Origin of the sequence: Proteiniborus sp. MB09-C3, assembly GCF_030263895.1 — a bacterium.
Lineage (GTDB): Bacteria > Bacillota > Clostridia > Tissierellales > Proteiniboraceae > Proteiniborus.
The window spans coordinates 2,146,362-2,164,753 of the sequence record NZ_CP127161.1; the positions used below are offsets into that span (position 1 = coordinate 2,146,362).

The window sequence follows — 18,392 nt, forward strand, 5'->3', positions numbered from 1 at the left end:
TGGAGAAGTACACCAAGGATGATTGACGCTCTCTGGAAGATACACGTTAGGTTTAATGGTTGGAAATTCAAAGGTGAAGAGATTACACAAAAACAAAGGGTGTATATAGATGAAGTACCGTTCCTGTAAGGGGGTGAATAGATGGCAAATGATGTAGAAAAACGGATAACCGCCAAATTTGTAGCTGATACTACTGGATTGAATAAAAGTGTCGGTGATGTAAATAGACAGTTAAAACTTGCTCAGAGTGAGTTTAAAAACACTTCTACTCAAATAGGCGTTTTTGGAAAGGATTCAGAAAAATTAAAGTCTGTACAAGATGGTTTAGCAAAGCAAGTAGAATTACATTCTAAGAAAGTAGATTTGTATAAGAATAGCATTGAAAAAACTACTTCTAAAATGCAGGATAACATAAAAGAAAGAGATAGATTAAAAGTAAGTTTAGACAGCTCTAATAAGGCATATGATGAAGCAGTAAAACTCTATGGTAAAGAATCAGAACAGGCACAGAAAGCAAAAGAGGAAGTATCTAAGCTTGAAAAAGAGTATAAGAATAAAGAAAAAGCTATAGAGTCGAATACTAGACAGATTCAAAATTACGAGACTAATATGAATAAAGCTAATACGCAAATGGTTAAAACTCAAGGTGAATTGAATAAAATTAATCAAGAGTTAGATAAGTCTAATAATAAATGGCTACAGGCTAGCGATACACTAAAAAAGAATTCAGAAAGCCTAAAGAGTGTTGGCGAAGGAATGAATAAAGCAGGGAATACGATTCTAAAAGCTACAGCTCCTCTTGTCGGATTGGGAGCAGCAAGCTTAAAGTTTGGAATTGATTTTGAGAGCGCTTTTGCAGGGGTTAAAAAGACAGTTGATGCGACAGATGAACAGCTTTCAAGATTAAGCGATGGAATAAGGAATATGGCAAAAGAAATACCTTCTAGTGCTACAGCTATAGCGGGAGTTGCAGAAGCAGCAGGACAATTAGGTATTCAAACTAATAATATTTTAGGATTCACTAGAGTAATGATAGATCTAGGTGAAGCTACTAATTTAAGTGCCGACGAAGCAGCAACATCTTTAGCTAGATTTGCTAACATTACACAGATGAGCCAGGGCGATTTTGATAAATTGGGAAGTACAATTGTTGCACTTGGAAACTCTATGGCTACAACGGAAAGTGAAATTGTTGCTATGGGCATGGGTTTAGCAGGTGCAGGTGCACAAGTAGGATTAACAGAAGCTCAGATAATGTCATTTGCTGGTGCTTTAAGTTCAGTAGGTATAGAAGCACAAGCTGGAGGCTCGGCATTCTCTAAAGTTATGATAGAGATGCAACTTGCAGTTGAAACAAATAGTGAAAAACTACAAGACTTTGCTAATGTTGCTGGAATGAGTGCTACACAATTTAAACAGGCATTTAAAGAAGATTCAGCGGGGGCAATAATAGCCTTTATTAAAGGGTTGTCTGATGCAGAAAAACAAGGAACATCTACTATCAAAATTTTGGACGATATGGGTATAACAGAAGTCAGACTAAGAGACGCATTATTAAGAGCTTCAGGAGCTAGTGATGTATTTAGCGAAGCAATTAAAACAGGTACTAAAGCCTGGGACGAAAATATTGCATTATCAAATGAAGCAGCCCAAAGATATGAAACTACAGAAAGTAAGTTAAAAATATTGAAAAATCAATTTGTTGATGTAGGAATAAAGTTAGGCGATGTATTAATTCCTTATTTAGAAAAAGGTGTAGATAAACTTGGAGAATTTGCAGATTGGTTAGGTAATGTTGATTCCGAAACTTTAGAAAGCACTGCTAAAATGGTAGGATTTGCAGTCGCGATAGGTGGAGTTCTAAAAGTCGGTGGTGGTGCAATAAGCACGGTAGGCAATATAGCAGGAGGACTTTCTAAGCTTACTAAAGTTTTAGGTGCCACAAAAGTTGCTACAGCAGGAGTAGGAACAGTGGCAAGTGTAGCAGGTGGGACAGCAGGTTTAGGAGGTTTAGCCGCAGGACTAGGAGGGGCAGTAGTAGCAGCAGCACCATTTCTTTTAGCTGGAGCAGCGGTTGCAGGAGTAGGATATACAATTTACAAAGGCATGACAGAGGAAGCAATTCCAGCTATTGATTTATTTGCCGATAAAGTAGAGTATGCAGCTACATCTATTGATGGAAGTTATAGTAGAATGAGTTCAGGATATGAAACGACTGTAACTACAATTTCTGAATCTACAAAAACAGCAGTAGGAGCGTATCTTGAATTAGACGAATCTGCAAAAAAAAGCATAGATAGTATATATATACACTCAACAGAAATAACAGAACAAATGAAAAACGAATTAATCGGAAAATATGAAGAAATGGGTGCCACAATTAATAGCACCACAGAGCAAAAAAGAATAGAAAATATAAATGATCTTCAAGAGTTTTTTAATGAAAGTAAGGCACTATCAGAAAGAGAAGAGTCTGATATATTAGCAAATACAGAAAAATATTATTCTGATAAACAAAAAACTGTACAAGGCTATGAAGATGAAATTAAGAGAATAATTGAGATAGCATCAAACGAAAGAAGGAAATTAACTGAAACAGAAGTAATGTCAATTAATGGACTGCAACAAAAGATGAAAGAGGAAGCAGTTAAAATACTATCAGAAAATGAAATCGAAGCACAAATAATATTGCAAAGAATGAAAGATTACGATACTAGAATAACCGCTGAGCAGACAGCAGAGCATATCCTTAAACTTAACGAAAGTAGAGATAAGGCAGTGGCAGTAGCAAATGAGGAATATGAAAAAAGAATTGCCACAATAATAAAAATGCGAGATGAGGCAAAGGTAATTAGTACTGAGCAAGCCGATGCTCTAATTGAAGATGCTGGAAGACAAAGAGATGGAATAGTTCAAAGAGCAGAAGAAACTAGACTTGAAGCTTTAGATAAAATGAGACGAATGAATAAAGATTTGGATGAACAAGTAGAAACAACCACAGGTAAAATTTTAACTTGGTGGGATAAGTTAAAAAGATGGTGGGGTGATTGGAAACCAGAGACAAAAACTTTTGAAACTCAGCAAAAAACGTACAGTACAGTTGTAACAAGTTACGCATCAGTAGGAGGTAAACCTGCGGTTTCAGCAAATTGGACAGGTACAAATAGTTTTCAGGGTGGATTAACAACACTGCACGAAAAGGGATATGAAGTCTATGATCTTCCACGTGGTACTAGAATATATAATCATGAAGCAAGTGAAGATATGGTGATTAAAGCAGCTGAAGAAGTTGTAGGCAAAATGTTTGATAAAAATAATATGGGTGGCTATGTACAAAATGCACCTATATTACATGTAGATAATTTACAAGTCAGAAATGATGGAGACATTCAAAAAATAACTGACAAAATAGTAAGAGAGATGAATAAAATGGGAATAGTCAGAGGGATAGTGTAAAACCTTCTGACTATTTTGCAAGGAGGTGTAAATACAATGGAAAGCCCTTATTTTATATTTGATGGTATTAAATCATCTGATATGGGTTTATATATAATTGAACTTGAACCAGGTAGATCGTTAACCCCGTATTGGGGTAGTCAAAGCGTTATAGAAAGAAATTCTAGAAGAAAGATAACCACTAATCTAATAGGAATAAATCGTTATCCAATAGAATTTAATGTTAAATTTTCTCTGTTAAAAAATCAATGGACTACACAAAAACGAAACGAAATAGCAAGGTGGTTATTACACGATACATATAAAGAGTTTCAGACATGTGATGACTTAGGAAAATATTTTTATGCTATTTGCAATAGTTCTAGTGATTTAAATTTGATTCACAATAGAGGATATTTTGAGCTAACTTTTAGGACAAATTCTCAATTTGCTTGGTCACCTATTTATATAAGCGAATTTGATTTAAGTGATAATGTATCAACAAAAATAATAGAAGTTGAAAACAAAAGCAATGTTGTGAAATACTTTTATCCTAAACTTCAATTTAGTTTAAAAAATAATACAACTAATTTTTCTATTAGGAACCTTTCCAATGGTGGGAAGGTTTTTTCTTTTGAGAATTTAAACCCTAATGAGACAGTAGGAGTAGACAATGAAGAAAAGATTGTATTAAGTGACAATCCAATGAGCAACCCATTCTCTAAATTTAACAGGAATTGGCTTGCATTAGTTCAGGGTGTTAATTACTTAGAAATTACAGGTCAATGCGATTTAAAATTTAAACAACGGTTTCCAATAGCACAGTAGAAGGGAGGTTATTAATTGCTTATAGATATAAATCCTAATTTAGAGTTGCCCGATTATAAGCTAACTCTGTGTAAATTAAATGAAGAGCCATTGCAAGAATTATCAAATATTACTGATATAATATATACACCTTTCTTTGCTAATATAGATGAGCTAACCTTTAATATTCCGCTTTATAGAACAACAAGTGATGGTGATAAAATAAAAAACGAAATATTCGACTTGGTTTCTGGAGACCATTTAATTCTTTTAAACGATGGACAGTTTTTTTATATAGATTATGTTGAAAAAATAGATGATGGTGAAATATATAAAGCAGTGCATTGTTATAGTAGAGAATATGAACTATCAGATAAAAAAATAATAAATTATAGCGCCGAATCAAGAAAGTTATATAGCTTATTAAATGAAAAGGATGAAAACGGACTTGAAATAGGAATTATGAATTACATAGAAAAAATATGCTCGTGGAGAGTTGGATATGTAAATCCTAATTTATTAAATAAGTATAGGTCTTTTATATTTGAGAACTTTAATTTATTGCAAGTGCTACAAGAGACACAAAAATCATTTGAATGTCTGTTTAAATTTGATACTATAAACAAGATTATTAATATATATGAGGTTTCAGAATTAGGAAATAACCAAGGCTTATATATTAGTGATAAGAATTTCATAGAAACTCTAAAAGAAAAAACTAAATCTGATGAAATAAAAACAAGGCTGTATTTATTTGGAGAAAATAATATTTCTATAGAAGATATTAATATAACTGGCATGCCATACATAGAAGATATTAGCTTTTATAAAAACACTAACTATATGAGTCAAGAGCTGATAGATGCATTAAATAATTATGAAATATTAATTGAGTCAAAACAAAGTGAATTTGAGGAATATTTAAGTCAAATAGAAGCCTTAAAAGCCCAGACAGATAATAAATATAATGAGCTAGTACAACTAAATATAGAATTAAAGGCTATTAATACTAATATAGATGCTAATATAGGAAAGCCAGAATATTCACAATATCTCCAGCAGCAATTTGAAAAACAAGTTGAAATTGATGCTAAGATTTCAGAAATTAATAATTTGAATAATCAGATTGATGGCATAAATGCAAGCATTAAAAATATGAGAGAAGAGATAGATTCAGCTAATTATTTTACAGAAAAGCAGGCTAAGGAATTAGATACTTTCATTAAAGAAGAAACCTATACTAGTCTAAACTACACGATAGATAATATAGAAGAATTATTAGAACAAGGTATTAAAATACTTAACAAAATTAGTAGACCCGTTATTAATTTTGATATAGAAGTTGAAGATTTTCTTAGAATTGTAGAGTATCAGCATCTATGGAAAAAACTAAGATTAGGAGATAAAATTAATATTCATCATAGCGAAATGGGTTTCGATGTAGAAGTAAGATTAGTCAGTTATTCACATAACATTGAAGATAATACCTTAAGTTTAAGTTTCAGTAATAAAAATTCTATTGATGATTCTAGTATATACTTAAGAGATTTACTTGGCGAAGTGAAAACTACTAGTACGCAATTAATTCATAATAGAATAAAGTGGGACGAAGGTTCAAAGGCTAATTTAGCCATTAAACAATATATGAATAGTAAACTAGACATAAGCAAACAACAAATAGTTAAAGCCAGTGGACAACATCCTATGTTTGACGAACGAGGTGGATGGTTTTTCAAAGAAAACCCCGATGGTACAATTGATCCCGAACAAATAAGAATTGCGAACAATCAAATAGTGTTGACTACAGATGGATTTAATACAGTTAAGGTAGCAATTTCACCTTTTGGAATCCTAGCACCTTATTTAATCGGTGACATTATCCTTGGCTCAAACCTAAAAATCCTAGGTGACAACGGAATCCTAGAAATACTCGGAAACCTACTAACTATCAAAGATAATCAAGATAAAACTCGTGTTTTAATGGGTGAATATGAGGCTGGGAAATATGGAGCTAAATATTCTCATAACGATAATAGTGAAACTATAATTGACGAAGATGGTTTTAAAAGGAAAATTACTAGCAATGGTAACACATATAATTATATAAATCTAAATTATGCAGGGAATGCATTAACAACAGGCTCATACAACCAAGATGGAGATGAAGCTAATCCAATAATAAGAAAAACACAACAGGAACTTGATGATTTAGGTGTAGGTGTGGATTGGATTGAAATACCTAATCCTGATTTTAAAAATAGACAATTTATAGTTATACCTTCTTTGTTAAGTTTAGGAGAGTTTTGGACTGCTGAAACAGGAGGTTCTTATTCCACAGTGTGGTCTCATTATCTAGTTACAGATTTAGGTATTTTAGATTATGACTACATTAATGGTAAATTCCAAATAAGAGCTAGACGTGGTGAATATGCTATGTATCGTGGTAAATATATGTATGAGAGATGGACGCCTGTAACAGTTAGTTATTATGTATATGCGATAACCTAAGAGGTGATATTTATGTATTATTATGTTGAAAAAAAAGACAGTAAATTAATTGGTAAATTAGAGAGCAATGATTCAATATGTTCAGACAATTTTATAGAAGTTACAGAAGAACAGTACAATTTAATAAAAATACCCTATAATGTAATGGACAATATTTTCGACATTCAACACATTATAGATACTCAAAACCAAGAATCATTTATTTTAGAAAAAAATAATTTAATCATAAAAAGTAAAAATCTACTTGCAGAATATTTACAAAGCAATCCGCTTTTATTTACAGATGGTAAATATTATAGTGTAACTCAAGAAAAGCAAAATCTTCTTAATAATGCTATAACGGTCTATCAAATGAAAATTCAGTTAGGGATTCCAGCAGAATTAAAGTGGAATTCCACAGGTGAAGAATGTACCATATGGACTTTAGAAGATATTACTGCTTTAGCATTAGCGATATCTGAATATGTTGAACCATTAGTAACTTATCAACAAGCAATTGAAGTGCAAATAAGAAACTGTACTACTAGAGAAGAATTAGAAAGTGTTGTGATAGACTATGCAACAGTTTAAAAAGCATCTAATACTATTTTTAATTGGGTCAATATTATATTATAATTTAGAATTAATTTATAGAGGATATTCCCACTGGTCAATGCTTTTATTAGGTGGACTGTGTTTTGTTTTAATAGGATTAATTAATGAACATTTTAGTTGGAAAATGAAATTATGGAAACAGCAGTTTATTGCAACAATTATAATTACTACTTTAGAATTTATTACAGGATATATAGTAAATATAAAACTAGGTTGGAATGTTTGGGATTATAGTAGTCTTAGATTTAATTTAATGGGACAAATTTGTTTATTATATAGTGTGTTTTGGTTCTTTTTATCAGCAATAGGGATTATATTAGATGATTGGTTACGTTATTTTTTATTTAAAGAAGAAAAACCACATTATAAGATAATTTAACAACCTATTGAAACAGTTATTTCAATGTAATTATGAACTAGCAAACACGAGAAAAACGAAGTAAAACGGAGATTTAGAGAGGTGAAAAATCATCTCTCTTTTATTTTACATAAAAATGAGGTGATTAAAGAAATGAGCATGATAAATTATAAAGACCCGTTTTTTATTCAATGGAACATAGACGACAATGGCAACAAAGTTTCTGTAGAAATATTGAATGAACAAAGACAAGTTATAGGAAATATACTCGTACTAAGTCAATTACCAGATATACAATATAGAGTTTTTATTGATGAAACTTTTGTAGAAATAGATATAAAAGAAGAAATAACACAAGAAAATCAATTTAAAGTTGACTATACTTACGGGTACATAGTAACACATCCTAGCTTAAATGGTCAAACGTTGAATATAAAAAAATACTACGGTAGAGGGGTAATCCTTACACATGTAAGCAGGATTTTTACCAAAGTTGAGGGAGATGTCGCTGAAACATTGGCGAGTATAATTGAAGATGGGACAGACGCTTTAACTGCTTATGGTGGAATTGTAAAAGCAATAAATGACGCTGAAATTAAAAAACAAGCATTGGATGGTAGTATAACTACAGGAACTAATTTAAATGCAGAGCTAGATAGTAATATATTAACAGGTTCACAACTAAAAACTGATTTGGATAATGATATTTCCCAAGGAATAATAGTTAAAAATGAACTTGAACAAGCTATTATTAATGGAGATATAGATACAATAAACAATAATATAATAGATTTAGCAGGTATTGGTCGTACTACTGAAACAGTAAAAGGCAATTCCGATAAAATCGGCATTTTAGAAGATGATTACAAGCAACCCGAATATGCGCCAAACATTGAAGCAACAGCAAGCCTAATACCACTATCCAATGAGGCTGTTCTCGGCAATACCAATGTAGAGCTATACGGTAATACAATAGTTAATTCTATTAAAGGTGACTTATCTGATGGTATATCTGTTTGGCATTCTATATCTGCTTCTTTATCTATTTCTAATAACATAATGAGTATTACTGGAAATGGTAGTGGGCAATATCCAAGTGCAAGTAGGCTATCCACTATATCTGCTGTTTATGGTAAAAAGATATTTGTTAGATTTAGACTTAAACCAAATGCTGACCAATTAAGAGTAGACTTAATGATAAATGCAGGAGTAATTCAAGCTGTATCAATTACTGATTTAGATACAACTAAATTTAAAGATTATTATGCAATATTTACTCTATCTACTGGCCAAACAGAAGGTAACAAAGTTAGAGTATACGCACAAGCTACTTATCATAGTGCAGCTTTATCAGAGGGTAAAGTAATGGAAATGCTTGGTGGTAATGATGGTGTTGTTGCGATAGACTTAGACCAACACCCTTACTTAAGTGGATTAACAGCGGAAGAAATATCTGCACGAATACCATATTATATTGATGGTATGCAGTCAAGCGGGCCATTGAAATTGAAGTCTGTGGGGAAGAATTTGTTTGACGGAAAATATAAACAAAATATAGCTATTGCTGTTTCTGTTGGAAATGAAGGGGAGTTTACTTCAACTGCTAATGCACGCACTACTGAAAGAATAAGATGTGAAGCTAATAAAACCTACTCTATTAGTGGAGCTAATAGAAACGTATGGAGGTTTGAAAATGCTAATGGTATTAAAATACCTTTCACATCTAATAACTTACAGACAGTAGTTTCTCCACCTGACGCATATTATATGTATGTGTATTATTCAAGCGATGGTACTCATACAGAAGTACAAATAGAAGAAGGCGAGATATCAACTCCATACGAGCCTTACCAAGAGAGCGTTGCCTATATAGACGAAGAATTAAGAAGTCTACCAAACGGTGTTAGGGATAGTGTCGATAATGGTACATTGTTTCGTAATACAAGAGAGTATATACTACAAGCTGGCGATATAGTTACAAATGACAACCTAACTACAGTTCAAAGGGTCTACATAAGCAAACCTAATGACAGCTATGGTAAAGGTAACACAACAAACAAAAATTATCTGTTAAGCGGATATAGTGAATTACTAGAAGGTTCAGCAGATAATGTTAATAATGTTGGTAAATTTAGAAGTTATGGGACTGTTAATAATATAGAGTTATTTGTACCACTTGGTACTTATGCAAACTTACAAGCAGCACAAACAGCACTAGCAGGTACAAAACTAATCTACCAACTAGCTCAGCCAGAAGTAAAAGAATTAAATATACCTATGCTTACAGTTTTTGAAAAGGGAACAGTATATGTGACACCTAAAAAAAGAATGGTGCTTGATGGAAGTTTAGATTGGAAGTTTAGGGAAAATAGAGTTGGATTTAAATTAGTTAATTTACCTAATAGCAATTTCCCTAATAACAATATAAAAAGCACTCAGATAAACGATGAGGTTAAGATAAGAATCTATAAGCCTGATAAATCCCTAATTTTAGGATATTACCAAAAAGGGTTATCTAAATGGGAAATAGACACATTCAGCTATATTACCACCCCTAATGGTATTGATTTATCAATTTCTATATCAAATACAGATTCTGGGTGGACAGATGCACAAACACCGACACCAGCTGATATAAAAGCTTATTTTGCTAAAAATCCATATATACTAATTTACGAAATAGACACTAGTAAAACAGTATCGCCTACTGTAAAACTGCTAGATATACCAAAGAATCGAGCAGGGCAGATTGATTCTAACACTAATGCAATAGATAGGCAGTCAGAAATATTAAATGAGTATGAGATAAAGCTACAAGCATTACAATCCATAACTAAGCAACTTATAAAAGAAGACTTATCTCAAACTGTAGTTATTAGTAGAGAATTATCATTGGTGGGGTCACAAGTGGTAACTGGTTTTAGTAATATACCTAAATATATCGACATTTTATCAAACATAAATGGAACTAAACAAATGTGTATAGGTAAAGTAACTCAGAATAGAAATGATGCACTTGTACGGCTTAACAATGACCTAACATATAACTTTTCATCCGCAATAGTGCATGGCACAGATGCTTCTAATATAACAAGAGGGACAATAACAATAAATAATGATAAGACAATCACAATCAATTGGACTAAAGATAGTGCAGGAGGAACAGGAACAGCAGATATAAAGATAATAGCTCATTATCATGGGGAGTGATATTATGAAATATTGTGTTATTAAAGATACTACTAGAATTATAGATGGCTCTGAAAATCCTATAGAAACAATGTTATTAAATGCAATAAATGCAGGGTTTGAGGAATCGGAAGTAGAGATATTAACAGAAGAAGAATATTTAGCAAGAAAAGAGTTAGAGCCAATAGAATCACAGCCTAAGTCTGAGCTTGAAATATTAAAAGAAGAAAACGAAACACTAAAGAAAAAACTAGATGAGCATTCATTAGCAATGCTCACTCTTACTTTAAAAAATCTATAGAAGGAGGAATTTACTATGGAACACGATTTAACAACGGTACAAGGTATATTTGGCTATTTTGGAGAGCATACTCAAATATTTGAACCTGTCAGAGTAGAATTTGAAAGGCTAGAAACTGAAAATACTGAATTAAAGAATAAAAATGCAACTTTGGAAGGTGCTATTATGGAACTAACAATAGCACTTGCATCTATAGGAGGTATGTAAACATGATATTTACTGAAAATAGTTTTTTGGTAAGAATGTGGTTAGACAAAGTAAAAGATATCAATAGTGGTATAAAAATTGATGATGTGCCTGCGTTATTTAATTTAAAAGAAGTTGTTTTATCACTCTTGAATAGGGAGTGATTTTTTATGTTCAAATTAATTAAAATTATGAGGAGGTTGTTTGTTATGACATTTACAGAGAATAGTAATTTGACAAAGATTTGGTTTTCAGCGGTATTAGGTGGAGTTTATACAAGAGAACAAATACCCAATTTGTTTAACTTACAAGTAGTGGTTAATGCAAAATTAGATGAAATAGGGTTTCCTAAGTAATCTATTAAAGTCCACATTTCATTGGGTTTATACCCTAGTGTTTTCAATGGGTGCAGGGGTTAAAATGTTGAAAATTGCACATTTAACGTAATTTCTACACATTTTGAGGGATATTTTGAGAATATCTCTCTTTTTTGTGTGGTTTAAAAGTAAAAGACAAAAAATAATTGAGATGAGGTGATAGTATGCAAAAGAATTTTGATTTTGGAGTTATCGTTAGTATAGGTGGTAGTATAGTAACTTACCTTTTAGGTGGAATAGATTCGTTACTACAAGTATTATTAATATTTATTGTTTTGGATTATATAACAGGTATAGCAAAAGGATATGTAAAAAAAGAACTTAATAGTACTATTGGATTTAGAGGGATTCTAAAAAAGGCTCTTATTTTATGTGTATTAATTATTGCTGTCCAGCTAGATAAAGTTGCGGAAACTGACCAAGCTTTTAGAACAGTAGTGGCATGGTTTTATATTGGTATAGAAGGAATTAGCTTATTAGAAAATGCTGCTGAAATAGGTCTACCAGTACCTAAAAAATTACTCGAGGCGTTAAAAATATTAAAAGATAGGGGAGAGGGTGGCAAGGCATAATGCTATATTCAGAGATAAAGAAACAACATTTACAGAAAGGTCACATGAAAAGAATAGAAAAAGCCTTAGACTTTCAATATATAACCGTACATAATACAGCTAACCCAACTTCTACAGCTAAGAATGAACGTGATTGGTTGGATAACCCACAGAATAATAATACTACAGGATGGCATATTGCAATTGATGAGATTGAAGCTATAGAAGCCATACCTATTACTGAAATTGCATACCATGCTGGGGATGGAAAAAATGGGACAGGTAATACTAAGTCTATAGGGATAGAGATTTGTGAATCAGGAAATTATGCTAAAACAGAACAAAATGCTATCGAATTAATTACTTCTATATTAATAGATAAAGGTTGGAGTACAGATAGAGTAAAACCTCACAAGCATTGGAGCGGTAAACAATGTCCTAGAATAATTCTTCCATATTGGGATGATTTTATCAAGCGTATAGATGAAGAGGTTAAGAGGCAGAAAAACAAAGAAGTAAGCAGTTGGGCAGTTGATGCCATGAAATGGGCTATTGAAAAAGGGATTACGGATGGAAATAGACCAAAAGATGTTGCTACAAGGGAAGAGATATGGACTATGTTATATAGAATGAGAAATGTTAAATAGGTTTAGGAATTCTTTTTAAACCTTCCGTTTTGGAAGGTCTGAGAGTTTCCATTTTGGGCACTCAGAACCCATTTTAAAAGGACTCTGAATTAGAAGTACCGTTATGGTATGTCTGCTCTTTTAAGGCATGGTTTACTATGGAAAGCATAGTTATCATGCCTTAAAAGAGCTATTATTTGGCATTTACATATTTATAGCACTTTAGATTAATTTCTAAGGTGTTTTTTTGTTGCTTACATATAAAAAGGGAAAAGAAAAAGGGGGTATTTTATGATTAATTTAAAAGAGATAAAAAAGAATGAATTAGGTCAAATTCAAGAGTGTTTTACAACGAATAATCCTAGAATTAAAAGTGTCATATTTACATATGCAGGAAGAGAAAAAGATATGGACAATTTTTTACAATCATTAATATTAGAATATGGGAAAAATGAAAAATTAATTGCATAATTGGTTATATTATAATATAATGTCACCAAGCATACACCAATAGATGTCTATTTAGTGAAAAAGCGAAGGAGGATTTTTATGAACATATTTGATATTGATAAGATTTTTGAAAGTGATATAACTAATATCACAATAGCAAAATACAGAAAACTACTTAAGAATAAAAAAAGACCGTATGTATGGGGTTATGCTAGATTAAGCAGAGATGACGATAAAGAGCAAAATTCATTAACTAATCAAAAAGGGATTATTAAGGATTATGCAGAATCAAATAAATATGATTTGGTTGATATAATGGAAGATGATAACGTATCAGGTATGACATTTGATAGAGATGGAATATCCTTATTAAAGGACTTGATAGATGAGGGGTTAGTTGATATAATTCTTGTCAAAGACTTATCCCGATTAGGTAGGCATAAAGCATATTCCGCTTTGTTTATTGAATATATAAATCAAAAGGGTATTAAAGTTATTTCAATCAATGAAAACATAGACACTTCTAATGAAAATGATGATCTAATTATCGGATTTAAACAAATAATAAATGAACAATATGCAAAGGATATTAGTAAAAAAATCAGATCGGGAATTAAGCAAAAACAAAAAGAGAAGGGTTTAGTGATGATACCACCATTTGCATATTATAAAGATAAGAACACTGGAGAAATGAAGGTCATTCCTGAATGTGCCGATATTGTAAAACTAATTTTTAAGTTATATATTGATGGTTTAGGAGCTAGAAAAATAGCATCTTATCTTACTGAAAACGGTTATAAGACACCTTCACAATATCAAAAAGAATTACTAGGTAAAAAAGTTCCAGTTAATAAGACAAAGATAGCAGGGGCAGTTTGGAATGATAGAACTATTACTAGAATATTGGACTCAGACTGTTACATTGGAACTCTAAGGTGTGGAGTATCTTATAAAAATACTATCACTAAAGTTAGGAAAAGACTAAGTGAAGATGAGCATATTATACATGAAAACTTTTTTCCACCTATTATTGATAAAGAAACATGGGAGTTATCAAGAGCTATAAAAGAAAATAGAAGTAGAAACAATGTAAGAGCTTCAACTAATAGAAAAATTCATAGGTATGCAGGGTTATTAAGATGTGGGGATTGTAATGCAACATTTACCGCCAAAAGAAGAGCAATTAAAACTAATGAATATATAGAATATGTTTGTAATACTTATCATAGACATAGTAAATCAAATTATTGCACATCGCATAGAATCAAAGAATCTGAAATTGATGACATAGTCTATGCATATCTTGAAAGAGTAAAGGTATTAGCAGAAGAAAATCTATTAAAGGTTGACGAGTTTATTAAGGAATGGAACAATAAGAAAAGAGATTATTCTAATGATATAGATAAACTTAAAATTGAAATAATGACATTGAAAGATGATGTAAAGCAATATGCACAACAATTAGCAAGAAAATTAATCAATGAAGAATTGTTCATTGAACTTACACAAGAGAGCAATCAAAAGATAGATTTATTGGAAAAGCAAATACAAACATTAGAAGAAATGATAGAAATTAATAAAGATGCTAAAAAAGGAATTGAAAGTAGTGTTGAGTTACTTACTAAGATAGTAGAGAAAAAAGAGCTAAGTAATGCACATTTACAAATGCTTATTAATAACATAAAAATATTCGAAGATGAAGAAGGAAAATTGAGTCTTGATATAACTTTAAATACGCCTTTTAAATATCATACTAGTTTAGGAAACTATTTCACCGACAAGAAGTCATCTTGAGGGGCGTATGCGCAAGCATGAGGGTTCGAGTCCCTTCCTCTGCACCAAGTAAAGTCATGTATGAGGATTTGAACTCATACATGATTTTTTATTTTACCTGTGCTAAACTTAGGGTGAACATTATTCATATAAGTTGAAAGAATAAGTGAGAATTTATGGGGGTGAAATTATATGAATAGGATTAATAAAGGGGCCAAAATTGGGCTTATGATAGAAATGTTTGCAGGAATTATTATGGCAATTTTGGTTATAGTTAACAAACCAATTCCAACAGTAGTTGCTTGGCTATTTGGAGTAGGAGTTGTTATAGCTTTGGCAAGTTCTTTAAAAGAACTGAAAAAGTGAATTCCAGTTTTTCAATCTGCGATTATGAACACAATCTTATTCAGTTAATAGTTCAAATCCCTTTTCCAGGATGGTATGATATCCATATACCGAACACAACACAAGTTACAAGCTACATTTTTGTTGGTAATAAACCAATGAAGATGTAGCTTTTTTCATATGATGTGCGTCCAGCAAAGCTGGACCACACTTGCTGGTGAAAGTCCAGTACGGGTAATTGGCAAGAAGCCCGTTAGCTAATCCCAGTGCGTCACAGTAATGTGGGGTGCCAAGCGGGAGGATAAAGTACCTGTATATAGCAGGGCAAGCGAAGGTGCAGGTCGTAACATGAAGTGAATTCTGCCGCATCGTAAAAGAAGGTCTCTGGTTAACAGAGGATAGAGGAATTGATAAAGTAACAATAACAGATGTAGAAAAATATGGAGAAAAAACATTCCTACTAGAAATTCAAAAAGAATTAAAAGAAGGAAAATACCATCCTAAGCCAGTGAAAAGAACCTACATCCCTAAAGGAAAAGGCCAAAGAAGACCATTAGGAATCCCAGTGATAAAAGATAAAGTTATACAAATGGCGGTAAAGATAGTAATAGAACCGATTTTTGAAGCTGGAGGAAGAAGAATATCGGAAAGCCGTGTGCGGGAAAATCGCATGCACGGTTTGATGAGAGGGGAATGAAATATTCATTTCCCTACTTTATTTGTCCAAATGAGTTCAGTAATTCCTTCACTGTTGGTTCGCCTCCTACCCCAATTTCACAGTATGGGGGGGTGAGAACGAACCAGTAATGACTGTTATCAAGAATATATTTCTAATAAAAGGGATCGTTGTTTTTATTCGTTTTTGCGTATATAATGTGATAAAGATACTTTATGGAGGAATACAAATGCTTAATTATATATCCGTACAGCAGACCGCAGATAAATGGGGAATTTCCAAACGTAGAATACAGAAGCTCTGTGAAGAAAATAGGATTGACGGAGCCGTTCGCTTTGGTCATGCGTGGGAGATTCCAAAGGATGCACCAAAGCCTGCAGATGGCAGGCTGAAAGAAAACAAAGCAAAGGAGTGATACAATGAAGCGAATTCTTGTGGTAGAAGATGATGTAATGCTGAATTCCGGTTTGTGCTATAACCTTGAACTGGATGAATATAAAGCGGTTCCCGCACATGATATGGCATCGGCTCTGGAAAAGATACGGAGTGAACCTTTTCATCTTGTCATTTTGGATGTGAATTTGCCGGACGGCGACGGTTTTGGGCTGTGTAAAAAAATCAGGGCTGCACAGGATATCCCGGTGGTTTTCCTGACCGCCCGTGATCTAGAAGCCGATGTGATGAAAGGTTTTGATTTAGGCGCGGACGATTACATTACAAAGCCGTTCAACATTAATATTTTCAGAAAAAAAGTAGCCGCTGTTTTAAAGCGATCAGGAAAACTGTCGAATCAAAATCTTTATATGTGCGGTGACCTCATAATCGACTTTGACAAGCTGACGGCATCCATCAAGGATAAACCTGTATTTTTTACACCCACCGAATATAAAATCTTAAAAATCTTCACGTGCAATCCGAACGTACTTCTTACTCGGCAGCTACTGCTAGAAAAATTGTATGATGTGGATGCAAACTTTGTGGATGAACACGCCTTGACCGTCAACATCAATCGTTTGAGAAACAAGATAGAAACCGTGGACAGAAAATATATCAAAACAGTTTATGGTATGGGCTATCTGTGGGCAGGTGATAAGGAATGAAAAAGAATTTATCCACAAACGGAATCTATATCGGAGTCTGTGCTGCTTTTCTTGTTCTTACAGTATGCTTTCACATCATTGTGTTTTATCATACAGAAAACCCGATCATACGGGGAACGGCAATTGTATTTTCTCTGTTGGTTCTGCTTCTTGGCATCATTTTGATTCTCCTGCTCAAAGGCAAGCTGGTGGCGTTTTCGGATTCCCTTAACGCTTGTATTGATGACATTGTAAACGGAAAAGAAGATGTGGCCTTTGATCTGGAATCGGAAACGCTGACCGGTAAATTCAACTACAAGCTCCAGCGGCTGTACGAAATCATGCAGAACGGAAAAAGACAGGTGCAAGAGGAAAAACAGTCTATACAGGAAATGGTCTCAGACATCTCCCATCAGGTGAAAACTCCGATAACCAATCTGAAAATGTATAACTCCACCCTGCTGGAAAGACATCTTATGCCAGAGAAAGCATGGGAATTTCATAAGCTAATGGAATCGCAAATTGACAAGCTGGATTTTTTGATGCAGGCAATGGTAAAGATGTCCCGTCTGGAAACTGGCGTCATCACCCTCTCCGTTTCTCCCGCACCGATTTATGATACCATAGGGCTTGCACTTTCAGGTATTGAACGGACAGCAGAACAGAAAAATATGGAAGTAAACGTGGAATGTGATTCCGCCATCATCGTACCGCATGATAAAAAGTGGACAGCGGAAGCCTTATTTAATATTCTAGATAATGCGGTAAAATACACACCGTCAGTCGGCAAAATATCTGTGACGGTGGAATGCTGGGAAATGACAACGAGAATCGACATTAGCGACACAGGCAGGGGCATCCCGGAACAGCATTACGCACAGATATTCAAGCGCTTCTATCGGGAAGATGAGGTGCATGATATCAGCGGCGTTGGCGTTGGTCTTTACCTGTGCCGTGAGATCATCTCCAAACAGGGTGGCTACATTCAGATAAAATCCGAAATAGGCAAAGGCTCCACCTTCTCGGTGTTCCTCCCCAACGAAAGGCAGCTCTGAGAGCTGTCTTTTTGCTATTCAGAATGAAATGTCTCAAAACTGTGACAATTGATTTTGTGATTGAGACTATTTAGTGACATTT

Annotated in this window: 18 protein-coding genes; all 18 read left to right on the top strand. The window is 33.2% G+C overall.

Annotated features, from left to right (window positions below; translation table 11 throughout):
- Positions 1–141: 141 nt before the first annotated feature.
- Entirely contained in the window at positions 142–3,456 is a 3,315-nt protein-coding gene (locus tag QO263_RS10280) for a phage tail tape measure protein (protein ID WP_285620826.1), read from the top strand.
- A 36-nt stretch (positions 3,457–3,492) separates the two neighbouring features.
- Positions 3,493–4,263 carry a phage tail domain-containing protein gene (locus QO263_RS10285; protein ID WP_285620829.1) on the top strand — a complete coding sequence of 257 codons (771 nt, stop codon included), beginning with the start codon at positions 3,493–3,495 and terminating at the stop codon, positions 4,261–4,263.
- 15 nt (positions 4,264–4,278) lie between these two features.
- Positions 4,279–6,750 (top strand): phage tail family protein, encoded by a 2,472-nt coding sequence (locus tag QO263_RS10290; protein ID WP_285620832.1) that lies wholly within the window; start codon positions 4,279–4,281, stop codon positions 6,748–6,750.
- Between the two features lie 12 nt (positions 6,751–6,762).
- A complete protein-coding gene (locus QO263_RS10295; RefSeq protein WP_285620835.1) occupies positions 6,763–7,320 on the top strand; it encodes a DUF4376 domain-containing protein in 558 nt (185 codons plus the stop codon).
- Positions 7,307–7,723, top strand: a complete 417-nt coding sequence (locus tag QO263_RS10300; protein ID WP_285620838.1) for a putative ABC transporter permease — start codon at positions 7,307–7,309, stop codon at positions 7,721–7,723. Before QO263_RS10295 ends, QO263_RS10300 begins: the two co-directional genes overlap by 14 nt.
- Before the next feature lie 81 nt (positions 7,724–7,804).
- The gene (locus tag QO263_RS10305) at positions 7,805–10,912 is read left to right on the top strand and encodes a hypothetical protein (protein WP_285620840.1); all 3,108 of its coding nucleotides are present in this window, start codon (positions 7,805–7,807) and stop codon (positions 10,910–10,912) included.
- A gap of 4 nt (positions 10,913–10,916) precedes the next feature.
- Entirely contained in the window at positions 10,917–11,192 is a 276-nt protein-coding gene (locus QO263_RS10310) for a hypothetical protein (RefSeq protein WP_285620842.1), read from the top strand.
- A gap of 15 nt (positions 11,193–11,207) precedes the next feature.
- A complete protein-coding gene (locus QO263_RS10315; protein WP_285620844.1) occupies positions 11,208–11,399 on the top strand; it encodes a hypothetical protein in 192 nt (63 codons plus the stop codon).
- 2 nt (positions 11,400–11,401) lie between these two features.
- Positions 11,402–11,542: a hypothetical protein gene (locus tag QO263_RS10320; RefSeq protein WP_285620849.1), complete on the top strand. Its 141-nt coding sequence runs from the start codon at positions 11,402–11,404 to the stop codon at positions 11,540–11,542.
- Between the two features lie 45 nt (positions 11,543–11,587).
- Positions 11,588–11,734: a hypothetical protein gene (locus tag QO263_RS10325; RefSeq protein WP_285620852.1), complete on the top strand. Its 147-nt coding sequence runs from the start codon at positions 11,588–11,590 to the stop codon at positions 11,732–11,734.
- Positions 11,735–11,919: 185 nt separating this feature from the next.
- Positions 11,920–12,327 carry a phage holin family protein gene (locus QO263_RS10330; RefSeq protein WP_285620855.1) on the top strand — a complete coding sequence of 136 codons (408 nt, stop codon included), beginning with the start codon at positions 11,920–11,922 and terminating at the stop codon, positions 12,325–12,327.
- Positions 12,327–12,953: a peptidoglycan recognition protein family protein gene (locus tag QO263_RS10335; RefSeq protein WP_285620858.1), complete on the top strand. Its 627-nt coding sequence runs from the start codon at positions 12,327–12,329 to the stop codon at positions 12,951–12,953. Before QO263_RS10330 ends, QO263_RS10335 begins: the two co-directional genes overlap by 1 nt.
- A gap of 270 nt (positions 12,954–13,223) precedes the next feature.
- The gene (locus QO263_RS10340; RefSeq protein ID WP_285620861.1) at positions 13,224–13,403 is read left to right on the top strand and encodes a hypothetical protein; all 180 of its coding nucleotides are present in this window, start codon (positions 13,224–13,226) and stop codon (positions 13,401–13,403) included.
- 78 nt (positions 13,404–13,481) lie between these two features.
- Positions 13,482–15,176, top strand: coding sequence for a recombinase family protein (locus QO263_RS10345; RefSeq protein ID WP_285620864.1), 1,695 nt, complete (start codon positions 13,482–13,484; stop codon positions 15,174–15,176).
- Positions 15,177–15,347: 171 nt separating this feature from the next.
- Entirely contained in the window at positions 15,348–15,521 is a 174-nt protein-coding gene (locus tag QO263_RS10350) for a hypothetical protein (RefSeq protein ID WP_285620865.1), read from the top strand.
- A gap of 884 nt (positions 15,522–16,405) precedes the next feature.
- Positions 16,406–16,591 carry a DNA-binding protein gene (locus QO263_RS10355; RefSeq protein ID WP_285629275.1) on the top strand — a complete coding sequence of 62 codons (186 nt, stop codon included), beginning with the start codon at positions 16,406–16,408 and terminating at the stop codon, positions 16,589–16,591.
- A 4-nt stretch (positions 16,592–16,595) separates the two neighbouring features.
- A complete protein-coding gene (locus QO263_RS10360) occupies positions 16,596–17,276 on the top strand; it encodes a response regulator transcription factor (protein ID WP_285620867.1) in 681 nt (226 codons plus the stop codon).
- Positions 17,273–18,310, top strand: coding sequence for a sensor histidine kinase (locus tag QO263_RS10365; RefSeq protein ID WP_285620870.1), 1,038 nt, complete (start codon positions 17,273–17,275; stop codon positions 18,308–18,310). Before QO263_RS10360 ends, QO263_RS10365 begins: the two co-directional genes overlap by 4 nt.
- The last annotated feature ends 82 nt before the right edge of the window (positions 18,311–18,392 follow it).

Bases quoted from the DNA above. Each gene is read 5' to 3' on its own strand.
- QO263_RS10285 (WP_285620829.1), top strand. From the start codon at position 3,493: ATGGAAAGCCCTTATTTTATATTTGATGGTATTAAATCATCTGATATG.
- QO263_RS10355 (WP_285629275.1), top strand. From the start codon at position 16,406: ATGCTTAATTATATATCCGTACAGCAGACCGCAGATAAATGGGGAATT.
- QO263_RS10315 (WP_285620844.1), top strand. From the start codon at position 11,208: ATGGAACACGATTTAACAACGGTACAAGGTATATTTGGCTATTTTGGA.
- QO263_RS10280 (WP_285620826.1), top strand. From the start codon at position 142: ATGGCAAATGATGTAGAAAAACGGATAACCGCCAAATTTGTAGCTGAT.
- QO263_RS10360 (WP_285620867.1), top strand. From the start codon at position 16,596: ATGAAGCGAATTCTTGTGGTAGAAGATGATGTAATGCTGAATTCCGGT.
- QO263_RS10320 (WP_285620849.1), top strand. From the start codon at position 11,402: ATGATATTTACTGAAAATAGTTTTTTGGTAAGAATGTGGTTAGACAAA.
- QO263_RS10300 (WP_285620838.1), top strand. From the start codon at position 7,307: ATGCAACAGTTTAAAAAGCATCTAATACTATTTTTAATTGGGTCAATA.
- QO263_RS10345 (WP_285620864.1), top strand. From the start codon at position 13,482: ATGAACATATTTGATATTGATAAGATTTTTGAAAGTGATATAACTAAT.
- QO263_RS10365 (WP_285620870.1), top strand. From the start codon at position 17,273: ATGAAAAAGAATTTATCCACAAACGGAATCTATATCGGAGTCTGTGCT.
- QO263_RS10330 (WP_285620855.1), top strand. From the start codon at position 11,920: ATGCAAAAGAATTTTGATTTTGGAGTTATCGTTAGTATAGGTGGTAGT.
- QO263_RS10335 (WP_285620858.1), top strand. From the start codon at position 12,327: ATGCTATATTCAGAGATAAAGAAACAACATTTACAGAAAGGTCACATG.
- QO263_RS10325 (WP_285620852.1), top strand. From the start codon at position 11,588: ATGACATTTACAGAGAATAGTAATTTGACAAAGATTTGGTTTTCAGCG.
- QO263_RS10310 (WP_285620842.1), top strand. From the start codon at position 10,917: ATGAAATATTGTGTTATTAAAGATACTACTAGAATTATAGATGGCTCT.
- QO263_RS10350 (WP_285620865.1), top strand. From the start codon at position 15,348: ATGAATAGGATTAATAAAGGGGCCAAAATTGGGCTTATGATAGAAATG.
- QO263_RS10340 (WP_285620861.1), top strand. From the start codon at position 13,224: ATGATTAATTTAAAAGAGATAAAAAAGAATGAATTAGGTCAAATTCAA.
- QO263_RS10295 (WP_285620835.1), top strand. From the start codon at position 6,763: ATGTATTATTATGTTGAAAAAAAAGACAGTAAATTAATTGGTAAATTA.